This is a genomic window from Alphaproteobacteria bacterium, assembly GCA_037200005.1.
GTDB lineage: Bacteria > Pseudomonadota > Alphaproteobacteria > UBA9219 > RFNS01 > JBBCGY01.
In genome coordinates, this window is sequence record JBBCGY010000001.1 from 492,969 (window position 1) to 504,740 (window position 11,772).

The 11,772-nt window shown below is 58.7% G+C and carries 10 protein-coding genes; 4 read left to right on the forward strand and 6 right to left on the reverse strand.

From position 1 onward, the window contains the following. Window positions 1-68: 68 nt before the first annotated feature. Window positions 69-3,581 carry a calcium-binding protein gene (locus WDO70_02690; GenBank protein MEJ0062117.1) on the reverse strand — a complete coding sequence of 1,171 codons (3,513 nt, stop codon included), beginning with the start codon at window positions 3,579-3,581 and terminating at the stop codon, window positions 69-71. A gap of 818 nt (window positions 3,582-4,399) precedes the next feature. Between WDO70_02690 and WDO70_02695 the strand changes: the two genes are divergently transcribed. The 3 genes from WDO70_02695 (at window position 4,400) to WDO70_02705 (ending at window position 7,999) form a co-directional block, all read left to right on the forward strand. Next, window positions 4,400-5,761, forward strand: a complete 1,362-nt coding sequence (locus tag WDO70_02695) for a cytochrome ubiquinol oxidase subunit I (GenBank protein ID MEJ0062118.1) — start codon at window positions 4,400-4,402, stop codon at window positions 5,759-5,761. A gap of 8 nt (window positions 5,762-5,769) precedes the next feature. Further along, complete coding sequence (locus tag WDO70_02700) at window positions 5,770-6,777, forward strand: cytochrome d ubiquinol oxidase subunit II (GenBank protein MEJ0062119.1); 1,008 nt, start codon at window positions 5,770-5,772, stop codon at window positions 6,775-6,777. Window positions 6,778-7,087: 310 nt separating this feature from the next. Then, window positions 7,088-7,999, forward strand: a complete 912-nt coding sequence (locus WDO70_02705) for a hypothetical protein (GenBank protein MEJ0062120.1) — start codon at window positions 7,088-7,090, stop codon at window positions 7,997-7,999. Here WDO70_02705 and hrcA read toward each other — a convergent pair. Then, entirely contained in the window at window positions 7,988-9,022 is a 1,035-nt protein-coding gene (gene hrcA, locus WDO70_02710; GenBank protein MEJ0062121.1) for a heat-inducible transcriptional repressor HrcA, read from the reverse strand. The two genes, WDO70_02705 and hrcA, sit on opposite strands and share 12 nt — an antisense overlap. 24 nt (window positions 9,023-9,046) lie before the next feature. After that, window positions 9,047-9,595 carry a DUF6456 domain-containing protein gene (locus tag WDO70_02715; protein ID MEJ0062122.1) on the reverse strand — a complete coding sequence of 183 codons (549 nt, stop codon included), beginning with the start codon at window positions 9,593-9,595 and terminating at the stop codon, window positions 9,047-9,049. A gap of 121 nt (window positions 9,596-9,716) precedes the next feature. Between WDO70_02715 and WDO70_02720 the strand changes: the two genes are divergently transcribed. After that, window positions 9,717-10,043 (forward strand): helix-turn-helix transcriptional regulator, encoded by a 327-nt coding sequence (locus WDO70_02720; GenBank protein ID MEJ0062123.1) that lies wholly within the window; start codon window positions 9,717-9,719, stop codon window positions 10,041-10,043. A gap of 77 nt (window positions 10,044-10,120) precedes the next feature. On the opposite strand, the gene WDO70_02725 is transcribed toward WDO70_02720, so the two are convergent. The 3 genes from WDO70_02725 to WDO70_02735 form a co-directional block, all read right to left on the reverse strand. After that, the gene (locus WDO70_02725) at window positions 10,121-11,101 is read right to left on the reverse strand and encodes a ribonucleotide-diphosphate reductase subunit beta (GenBank protein MEJ0062124.1); all 981 of its coding nucleotides are present in this window, start codon (window positions 11,099-11,101) and stop codon (window positions 10,121-10,123) included. Between the two features lie 55 nt (window positions 11,102-11,156). After that, window positions 11,157-11,336, reverse strand: coding sequence for a hypothetical protein (locus tag WDO70_02730; GenBank protein MEJ0062125.1), 180 nt, complete (start codon window positions 11,334-11,336; stop codon window positions 11,157-11,159). Between the two features lie 102 nt (window positions 11,337-11,438). Continuing rightward, the gene (locus WDO70_02735) at window positions 11,439-11,747 is read right to left on the reverse strand and encodes a hypothetical protein (protein ID MEJ0062126.1); all 309 of its coding nucleotides are present in this window, start codon (window positions 11,745-11,747) and stop codon (window positions 11,439-11,441) included. Window positions 11,748-11,772: the final 25 nt, after the last annotated feature.

Consider the following 11,772-nt stretch of genomic DNA (forward strand, 5'->3'; position numbering starts at 1 on the left):
GCCGCAGAATCCACCATCCATCATGGTTAAAATACGCGCTGTACGGTCCGTTATGCCGTAAGTGGCGCTTAAGTCCAGTTGGCCGCGATGACCGGATCGAGTTCGGCGCGGTATTCCCCTGGGAAGACCGTGCCGCTCGGCACGCCGAACGTCGCCATGACATTGACGAGGTTCTGAACCTGGGTATTGGCGAGCGAATAGCCGTCCGAAGCCGTGATTTCCTCGATCTGATTGGCCGCGCCGCCATACCAGTTGTCGATCTTGACGCTGTGGCTGGTGCCGACGACCTGGATCAGCAAATCCCCGCCGGAACGCGAGAACCATAAATTGTCATGCATGATGCCCGCCCCAAGAGCCAGGACGTCATGATTGCCCGGCGTGGCATCGCTATCGCGGATCTCGTCCGCGCCGTCGCCGCCGGCGAAATGGTAGGTATCGTTGCCGGTGCCGCCATCCATGAAGTCGCCGCCGATACCGCCCGTGAGGTCGTCATTGCCGGCTTCGCCGTAGAGGCTGTCATTATAAGCGCCGCCTTCCAGATGGTCGTTGCCCTCGCCGCCATACAGATTATCATTGCCGCTGAGGCCATACAGCGAGTCATTGCCCGTCCCGCCGATCAGGTTCTGATGCGAGCCGTTGCCGATAAAGGTGACATCGCCGACGCTCAAACCCGCGCCGACGCTAAGATTGACCGTATCAGCCGCATTCCGCGTCGATAGATCATACGTGCCGGACGTTGCCGCCACGACATATTTGACGGGTTCGAAGCCGTAGATCGACGTGAAATTCGTAAACTGCTCCGCCGTCAGCATCACGCTGCTGCCATACATCATCAGCGTCTGCACATTGACGATCACCGCCTGTGAAAGATCGGTGAAGGGCCCCCAGACATTGATGACGTTGGAATCGGCATTGCCGTCGATATATTCGCCGGCCGGCGCCTCGCTGCCGGTGACGTTGAACGTGTCGTTGCCGTCGCCGCCGAGCATCGTATCCGCGCCGCCCTTGCCGGTCAGATAGTCATTGCCGCCGCCGCCGATGAGGGTCTGCGCCGCCACATTCCCGGTCAACATTTCGTCGCCGGAGGAGCCGGTGATATTGAATACTCCAACGACCGTTGTGACACTGAGATCGTAGTATTGATAGAGCGCGCTTTCCGCCGCCATGATCGTTTTCGGCCCGCTGCCTATGGCCGTGAGCGTATTTATCTTGTCCAGCTGTATCCCCGTCAGCTTGACCCAACTCTGATTGACGTTCAGCTTCTGCACATTGCTGATGGTGGCCGCGCTCACATCGGCGTCCCAGGTGGAGAGCGTGTTGATGCCCGCGCCGCCGTCGATGGTCTCGTCTTCGGGAGCTTCATTGCCGGTGATGTTGAACTCATCATCGCCTTCGCCGCCGTACAGCGTATCTGCGCTGTTTCTGCCACGGATGATATCGTTGCCGTCCGAGCCGTAAAAGTCGAATTCTCCTGTAATCGTTTTATTCGAAAAATCATAGGTGCCTGCTGTGGCGCCAAAGACATTTGGGGCCGCGCCTGCAAGCGTTGTGTCAATTTTGCTGAATAATGCTAGTTGGGCTGCCGTCAGCATAATGGCAACGCTGTCAATCTTCAGGGTTTGGACGTTGGCAATCGTGGCCTGAGAAATATTTAGGTTGGCCACCAGAGTATTATTGCCTGAGCCTCCATCCAATATCGCTCCAGAAAGTCCGGGAAGAAAGGCGTTTTCTCCACTCACATACAGGACATCATCACCTTCTTCACCATACATTTCGCAGGCACTGCCATCGTTATGCAAGTCATCATCGCCTTCGCCGCCATGCAGCACATCGAATCCCGCAAGATATGACGAATATTTACCTCCGGCGGAAATATGGTCGGCGCCGCCATTGCCATAAATGATGTCATTGCCGCTCTCGCCATAAAGATATTGGCCGTAATCGTCGCCGATGACCGTATCATCGCCCGTCGAGCCACGGAGGTCGATGGCATGCGTTGTGGTTTTGTTGCTTATATCGATTGTTCCGGCGGAAACGGCAACGATATCGCCACTGCCTATCAGCGCAGTGAATTGCTCAAGCTGTGATCCGGTCAGGTAGACGGTATTGTACCAGTCGAGCGCCTGCATATTTTGTATGGTGAGGTTAGAAATATTCGATGCTGTCGACAGCGTATTATATCCTGCGCCGCCATCGATATTGCCGGCCGGTGGATTATAATAATCCCCATTTACAAATATGGTGTCGTTACCGCCGCGGCCGTTGAACGAGAGGCCGATATTGCTCCCTGAATCTACCAAAACATCGTCATCGTCGCTGCCGATAATATTGCGGCCTCTGAATTTAAGCTGATTGGCTACCGTCTTGCCGGTTAAGTCAATGACATCATTTCCAATGGTTGCTCCGTCGGCAATTGAGACAAAATGGGAAATCCCTGCTATTTGGCCCGTGGACAGCCCGATAGATCCTGCCACTTCGAGCGTTTGAATATTGCGGATGATCGATTGGCTATAATCCTTGGATGGGAAGCCGCTCATGCTGCGAAGAACGTTATTTCCGGAGCCGCCATCTATTGTGCGAGCGACCGCATTGGCAATGATGAGATCGTCGCCGCCGCCAGCATCAATTGTTTGAAAGACGCTGTGGCTTATAAGCGTATCGTCGCCTGAAGATCCGACGAGGTCAAATACGCCATTCTGGATCTTTCCCGTTGCATCATAAGTCCCGGGCGTAGCGCCGATGATCTTTATTCGCGCATTGGCGTCATACTGGACTATGGAGCTGAACCCCGCCAATTGCGCCGCCGTCAGCGTCACGCTGCCGCCGTGAAGGCCGAGGGTCTGGACATTGCTGATCGAGGCTTGGGATAGGTCGACGTCGCCCCAGCTAGAGATGCGGTTCGACCCTGCGCCGCCGTCGATGATTTCTCCCGCCGGAGCGTCGCCGCCGCCGATGCCGAATTCGTCATCGCCTTCGCCGCCGAGCAGCGTATCCGCGCCGCCAAGCCCGCCGATATAATCATTGCCCGCGCCGCCGAGGATGGTTTGCCCGTCGACATTGCCGATGAGTTCGTCATTGCCGTCCGATCCCGTGAGGTTGAATACGCCCCAATGATCCTTGGCCTCGATGTTGTATTTGCCCGCGCCGGCCGCGATCAGCGTCGCCGGGCCGTCATAGGTTTCAAGTTTCGTGAAAGCGCTCAATTGAGCGGCGGTCAGTTTCACCCAATCCAGATGCACGCCAAGCGTCTGGACATTCGTGATCGTCGCCTTGGATAGATCCGCGCGCCAGCTCGATACCTGGTTGATGCCGCTGCCGCCGTCGATGATTTCTCCGTCAACGATTTCGTCGCCCCCGACGCCGAATTCATCATTGCCGCCTTCGCCATACATGAAATCCTGGCCGCCAAGACCGGCGATATAGTCGTTGCCTTCGCCGCCTTTGAGGGTTTGGGTGCCGAAATGGCCCAGCAAAATATCGTTGCCGCCGCGTCCGTCCAGAATATTATTGAAACCGGTCGTCGTGATGAGCGTGTCATTTCCTTGAGAGCCGACAAAATTCCATGTCGGGTTGAAAACCAAGATATTGCCAGAGGGAATCTTATATATGCCTGGCACCGCAGCTTCTATGGTTGCCGTATTCGATGGCGGCGAGATCAAAACGGAAAACATTCCGAGCTGCTCGGGTGTCAGAACAATTCTGTCAAATACGTTAAGGTTCTCGATACCGGAAATGGAAATTCCGCTGATATCCACGTTGTGGACTTCCAGCCCATCGTCTCCGTCGCCGCCATCTATCGACCCAGAGAATAAGACGTTCGGCGCAGATTCTGGCGCAATAAGTATAATACGGTCACTACCACCGCCCGCATTAACAATGTCCGCGCCGCCATTGGGGTAAATGGTGTCGGCGGAGTCGGTGCCGGGCAGAGTTTCACCCTCGGCGGTTCCGTTGATAATGGCCATGACAAAAACCTTTCAATATCACTATGGTCGCGCACTATAAAAAAGGCTGACGATGCAAACAAGGAGTTTATGAATTTTAGCCCTTGAAAGGCGACTTTTTATTTTTGAAATGCGCCTATCGCTTAAGGCTGGATCTGACCCTGGCATGGCTGGGCCGCGTCCGGATCGCTCCAGTATGTCAGATTGAACGCACCGTTCAGTTTGCCGAGCAAATTCATGGCCTCTCTCCCCGCATCGATCCAAGGCCCTATGACTAAAATCATGCAGCCATGAAAGATTGTCAAATCATTAGAATAATCTTGCCTTCTCCAAGGCGGCGTTGCGATTATGGCGGCGGCTCTATATATTCGATGACGGCATCCGCGCTCGTCACCGGTTCATCGCCCGATGAACAAATCATGGCATCGCGACAACATCAAAAGCGAACCATCTCCATGGCACTCGATCCCGCCCTTCTGCCGCGCGTTCAATTCGCCGCCAACATCACTTTTCATATCCTGTTTCCCAGCATTACCATCGCTTTGGGATGGATTCTGCTGTTCTTCAAATACCGGTACGATCGCACCAAAGACTATTACTGGATGGAGTCCTATTTTTTCTGGACGAAGATTTTCGCGCTCTGCTTCGCGATCGGCATCGTCACCGGCGTCACCATGTCGTTCCAGTTCGGCACCAACTGGCCGGGCTTCATGACCACCGTCGGCAATATCGCCGGGCCGCTGCTGGCCTATGAGGTGCTGACGGCGTTCTTTCTCGAGGCGACGTTTCTCGGCATCATGCTGTTCGGCTTTCGCCGGGTTCCTGGCTGGGCGCACGACCTCGCGACGTTTCTCGTCGCGGCCGGGACGACGCTGTCGGCGTTCTGGATTCTGGCCCTGAACAGCTGGATGCAGACTCCCGCGGGTTTCGAGATGATCGGCGGCAAGGCCCATGCGACGGATTGGCTGCGGATCATTTTCAACCCGTCTTTCCCATACCGGCTGGTTCATATGCTGCTCGCGTCCGGCCTTACGGCGGCATTCCTGGTGGCGGGGCTGTCGGCTTATCGCTGGCTTAGGAATGACCGGGGGCCTGATGTCATGGGCGCCTTGAAAACCGGGGTCTATCTCGCCGCTTTGCTGATACCCGCGCAAATCCTGGCGGGCGATTTGCACGGCTTGAACACGCTGCATCATCAGCCGCAGAAAGTCGCGGCGATGGAAGCTCTGTGGGAGACGGCGCAGGGAGCGCCGCTGGTCCTGTTCGGCATCCCGAACGAAGGCAGGCGCGCCAATGATTACGCCATCGAGATACCTCATGGGGCCAGCCTTATTTTGACCCATCGGTGGGACGGCGAAGTCAAGGGGCTCAATGAGTTCCCGGATAATCATCCGCCCGTCGCGCCGGTATTCTGGGCTTTCCGGATCATGATCGGAACCGGCATCCTCATGCTTTTGATATCGTGGACGGCGGCGTTCTATTTGAAGCGCCATGGAGATATTCGCCCGTGGCTGGCGCGCGCGCTCGTCGGCATGGCGTTCTCCGGCTGGCTCGCGGTCGTCGCGGGCTGGTATGTCACCGAGATCGGACGCCAGCCATGGCTTGTCGCCGGTGTCCTGAAAACCGCCGCCGCGGTTTCCACGGTGCCGCAATCCATGGTGGGATTCACCCTCGCGCTGTATTTGATCGTGTATGCCGTATTGTTCGTCGCTTTCATCGCCGCCGTTTTCCATATGGCGCGGAAGGCGGGGGAGAAAGCCGGATCGCCGCCGCCGGCCAGTTCGGGCCAGGCCGTCGTCGAAGCCATAGCCGAATAGGAGATCGCATGGAGATATTTTCCAACGGGCAATGGCTGCCGCTGGCTTTCGCGGGCCTGATGGGCCTCGCGATGCTGGTCTATGCCGTCCTCGACGGCTACGACCTCGGCGTCGGCGTGCTGGCCCATTTCGCGGATGACGGCGAGAAAGACCGCATGATCGGCTCCATCGGGCCTTTTTGGGACGCCAACGAGACCTGGCTGGTTCTAGGCGTCGGTCTTCTGCTGGTCGCTTTTCCCGCCGCGCATGGAATTATTCTGACCAATCTCTATTTGCCCGTCGCGCTGATGCTCATCGGCCTGATCTTGCGCGGCGTCGCGTTCGATTTCCGCGCCAAGGCCGAAGCCGGCCATAAAACCGCCTGGAACCGGGCTTTTTCCGGCGGCTCGCTGCTGGCGACCTTGTCGCAGGGATATATGCTCGGCTCTTATATTCTGGGTTTCGAGCAGAGCTTCGCGGCGGCGGCGTTCGCGATGCTGGCGGGCCTGTGCTTGGTCGCGGGCTATAGCCTGATCGGCGCCGGATGGCTGATCATGAAAACGGAGGACGGTCTGCAGCGCAAGGCCGTCCGCTGGGCGCGGCTGGCGCTATGGGGGACGGTGACGGGGATCGCGCTCGTCTCGATCGCGACGCCCTGGGTCAGCGCGCGGATTTTCGAGAAGTGGTTCTCGATTCCGAATGTCTTCCTGCTCGCGCCGATTCCGGCACTGACCGGCATCCTGGTCGTCGCGCTCGAGATGCTGCTGCGGCAGCTGCCCAAGGAAAACGACCGCCTGTGCTGGACGCCGTTCGCCGCCACGGTCGGTCTTTTCGTGCTGTGCTTCCTCGGCCTGGCCTACAGCTTCTATCCTTATATCGTGCCGGACCGGCTGCTGATCGTCGAAGCCGCCAGCGCGCCGGAATCGCTGATCATCATCTTCGTGGGCGCGATAGTCGTGCTGCCCGCGCTGATCGGCTATACGTTCCTCGCCTACAAGATCTTTCACGGCAAAGCCAGGGACCTGAGCTACGACTAGGCGGCTTTTATAAGCGTTTCATAAATTTCATGGCGTCGATCGGACGCATACATCACCCATCGCTTCTTTATGGGGCGCTGAGACAAGTTGAGAAATCAGACGATGCAAGCGCGTCACTTGTCCCATCACCACACAACATTATCGAAGGAGAAAAACATGAGCGACGGATTGGGTTTTGGACGAGGCCTATTGCTTTGGATGCTCGGCATTCCTCTGCCGATCGTGCTGCTGCTGGCGCTGTTTTGGCATAATTGATTAAGCCGCTCTTAAAAAGCGCGTCCATTCCGCTATCAAACCGCGAGGAACAAATATGCCTATCGCCCAATCTCCCGATTATAGTTCTTCCGCCATGACGGGACAGGCGCATTCGCGTTTCGGGCATTGCGTCATGTCCTGGCCGGCGATTATCGCCGGAGCCGTCACGATGTGCGCGGTGACGATGGTCTTATTCCTTTTCGGCTCCGGGCTAGGCCTCTCGTCCGTGTCCCCTTGGGCCAATACCGGCATCACGGCCACATCCTTCACGGTCGTTAGCGCGATATGGCTGATCGTCATGCAATGGGTGTCATCCGCGCTGGGGGGATATCTGGCCGGCCGGATGCGCAAGCAGGACGACAATGTCCATCCGCACGAAGCCTATTTTAGCGATACCGCGCATGGGTTTCTCGCATGGAGCCTTGCGACGATCATAGCGGTTTCCCTGCTCGGTTCGGTGGCGTCGGGCCTGGCAAGCGGCGGCGCGAATGCCATGGCGCATATGCCGCCCGCGCTTTCCGCGACTTCGGACCGCGCGACGCTGGCCGAGAGCGCGAATCCCGCCGCTTATGAAGTGGACCGGCTGTTCCGCGCCGTTCCCGCCGCGGCCAATACGCCTCGCGATGCGCAGCGCGATGGTGAAGCCAGGGCGGAAGCGATGCGCATTCTCGCTCATGGCTGGATCAATGAAGACAACGCGCAGGCCGACAAGCCCTATTTATCCCAGCTCGTGATCTCCCAAACCGGAATCAGCCAGGCCGAGGCGGATCAGCGGGTCAATGAAGCGTTCGAGCGTCAGCGGCAGGCGAAGGAACAGATAAAGCAAAAGGCCGATGATGTACGCAAGGGAGCCTCGCGTTTTGCCTTCTACACGGTCTTTTCCATGCTGATCGGCGCTTTCATCGCCAGCGCCGCCGCCGCGCTGGGAAGCGGTGCTGTTTTGCGGAATAAATACTTACCCCAGTAATCCGCCGATCAGCTTGGCGGTATAGTCCACCATCGGCACGATGCGGGCGTAGTTGAGGCGCGTCGGGCCGACGACGCCGACCGCGCCGATGATCTGCTCGCGGCTGTTGATATAGGGCGCGAGGACGAGACTATAGCCTGTGGCGGCGAAGGCGGCATTTTCCGAGCCGATAAAGATTTTCACGCCCGGCGCTTCGCCGGTGGTTTCCAAAAGCCGCATCATGCCTTCGCGGGTTTCCAGCGCTTCAAATAGTTTTCGTACCTGCTCGACTTCGTCGAGCGCCTGAATATCCTGCAGCAAATGCGCCTGCCCGCGCAGGATCAACTGCCCGCCGGGCTGTCCCGCCGCCCAGATGGCAAGCCCGGATGTCACCAGCTTCGCCGTCAGCTCGTCGAGCGCCGCCTGATGCGCGGCGATCTCCGCTTGCACGAGGCCGTGAACTTCGCCGAGCGTGCGGCCCGCGAGCCGCGCGTTGAGATAATTCGCCGCCATGCCGAGCGAGGCGGGCGGCAAATCGAGCGAAGTTTCGATGACGCGATTTTCGACGAGGCCGTCTTCGGTGACCAGGATCACCAGCACCCGGCCGGGGCCGAGGCTGACGAAATCGATCTGCCGCAAGCCCCGGTCGCTCTTGGGCGCCAGCACCAGACCGGCGCAGGACGATAATCCCGCCAGCTTTTGCGTCGCGCGGGCGAGAATGTCGGGAAGGCTGCGCCCGCCCGCCTGGCATTCGGCCTCGATGAGGCTTTGCTCCTCGGGGCCGAGCGCGCCGACTTCCAGGATGCCGTCGACGAACAGGCGCAGGCCCGCCTCGGTCGGCACGCGGCCTGCGGAGACGTGCGGCGCGCGCAACAGGCCGAGTTCTTCGAGATCGGCCATGACGCCGCGGATGGTGGCGGACGACAAATCGAGGCCGAGCTTTTGCGCCAGCGCCTTGGAGCCGACCGGCGCGCCGGTCGCCACATAGGCGTCCACCACCAGCCTGAGAATTTCCCGCGCCCGCGCGTCGAGTTCGGCGATCATAACCATAGAGGGGATTATGATGATTTATCCGTCTTGCGGCAACCCATACCAGGCGGCGAGGCGGGAAAGGCCGCGCCGCAGCGCCGCCATCTGCGCTGCGCGCGGGCCGTGGCCGTGGCAGCATAGGCCAAGCACGGCGGCGCTGTCCGCGATGCCGACGGCCTGCACCGCCCCGCGCCAGCGGCGATAGGCGGCCTCTTCGATGTCGGTGCGCTCATAAGCCTGGAAGCCGCCGCAATTCATGCCGCGCGCCGCGTTATAGCTGGCGATGATGCGGCCCTCGAGATGCGCCGCGTGATAATCGGCCCGCAGCCGCAGCCCGGCTTCATGATCCCGCGCGCCGATCAGGCCGCGCAGCCGCAGCCGGTCGAGCGCGTGCTCCTCGCTGACCCGCGCCGCCAGCACCCCCGCATGGCCGGTGGTTTCCAGCAGCCGCCCGCTATGCCGCCAGCGTTCGGGCGGCCCATGGTCGCCGCGCGGCGCGGTTCGGCCCGGGCCGGGTATGGATGGAATGTCCCTGAATAGAATGTCTCTGGATTTGGGGGTCTCGGTCTGCCATTTTCTTCGCGCCATTGCCGCCTCCGCTGCCGCCGAATCGCCGGAAAGAGACTTTGTATCCAGTATGGATACTTTATGCAAGGAAAAAATATCCGTTTTGGATACGCGGGTTTTTTGCTATCTTATGGAGATGACCATGACGCCCAACCATATTCGCTTCTGGCGGCAAAAGCGCGGCTGGACGCTGCAGCAGCTGGCCGAGGCCGCCGGGACGACCAAGGCGCAGGTCGACAAGCTGGAGCGCGGCTCGCGGCGGCTGACGGTCGACTGGATGGTGCGGCTGGCGAAACCTTTGGGCTGCGATCCGCGTGCGCTGATGCTGGCGGATGGCGGCGGGCAGGGCGCGGCAAGGGAAGTTAAAATTCCCGTTGCGCTCTATCGGCGGCTCGAGAAATGCGCGGCGGCGGCGGAAAAAGCGGTTGATGAATTGGTGGTGGAGGCGGTGAAGAAATTTCTGAAATGATGGTTATGAAACAAGGTGCTGGCAACCCTCTCCCCCGAGGGGAAGGGACTACACACTCAATCAAAAAAGTTCCGGCTTTATATAGCCTTATCCATATCCGAAAACGCTTCGTCCCAATTGCCTTTGGTGGCGGCTTTGGAATATTCGGTGGCGCGAGCCTCGAAGAAATTGGCGTGTTCCGCGCCGTTCAGCATCTCGTCCATCCAGGGCAGAGGATTCTTGGCGACGCGGTAAATCGGCTGCAACCCAAGCTGGCTCAGGCGGCGGTCGGCGATGAAGCGGATATAGGCTTTGACTTCCTCGCCGTCCATGCCCTCGACCGCGCCAAGCTCGAAAGCGAGATCGATGAAGGCGTCCTCGTGATCGACGATGGTGTCGCAGGACAGGTAAATCTCGCGCTGGAAGCTCTCGGTCCAGATATGGCGGTTCTCGTCGATGAAGGTGCGGAACAGGCGGATGATCGATTGCGTGTGCAGCGATTCGTCGCGCACCGACCAGGTGACGATCTGCCCCATGCCCTTCATCTTGTTAAAGCGCGGGAAATTCATCAGGATGGCGAAGGACGCGAACAGTTGCAGGCCTTCGGTGAACGCGCCGAATACCGCGAGCGTGCGCGCGATCTCGGTCGGGCTGTCGACCGTGAAACCCTGCATGTAGTCGTATTTGTCCTTCATTTCCCGATAGCGCAGGAAGGCGGAATATTCGACTTCGGGCATGCCGATCGTGTCGAGCAGATGCGAATAGGCGGCGATATGGATCGTCTCCATGTTGGAAAACGCCGCGAGCATCATCTGCACTTCGGTCGGCTGGAATACGCGCGAATAATGCTTCATGTAGCAGTTATTCACTTCCACGTCGGCCTGCGTGAAGAAGCGGAAAATATGCGTGAGCAGATTACGCTCGCCCGCGTTCAGCTTATGCCGCCAGTCTTTCACGTCGTCGGCGAGCGGCACTTCCTCCGGCAGCCAGTGGATGCGCTGCTGCTGGTGCCAGGCTTCATAGGCCCAGGGATAGCGGAACGGCTTATAGACGGGATTGGGGGTGAGAAGGCCGGACATGCAACCTCTGAAAAATCGATTCTGAAGGTGGTGAGCCTAACATGCGAATCAGGGCTTACCAAGTCTGATGCGCGCACCAGCCGCACATTTTCGTCGCGTAATAAATGACGCGCTCGTCATAAAAGGGCGTGACGGCGCAGACGCTGCATTTATAGCCTTTGGCCCTGGCAACGAGTTCCCAGGAGTCGCTCTCGGTTTCCGCGACCTCGATTTTTTTGGGTCTGGCAGGACTCATGGGCGGCCTCCTTTTTAGATTAATTTGGCGTTACCATCTCCCATTTATCCATAAATTATCCATAAGCCGCCCCCCGCATCGCGGGGTAACATCTTGCCCTTTTTATGCGCGGTAATATCTTCCCGCTTTTTCGCGCTGGGCGAGGTCGATCAGCTCCAGGCACCAGGCGGCGTCATAGGCCGCGAGGCGGGTGCGGTCTTCGCCGCTCAGGCGCTGGCGTTTTTCATGATAGAAATCGCGGAAATATTTCAGGCTTTCGATGCCGTGAACCAGCTCTTCCGACAGATTGCGGTCGTCCTCGATCTCGGTCAGCAATTCGCCGAGATCGCCGAACATGATGCGTTCCTCGAAATCGTCAAGACGGTCGGCATGATAACTGACCGGCATTTTTTTGATACGGGCGAGCGACATGGCTAATCCTTGGCTATTTTGGATT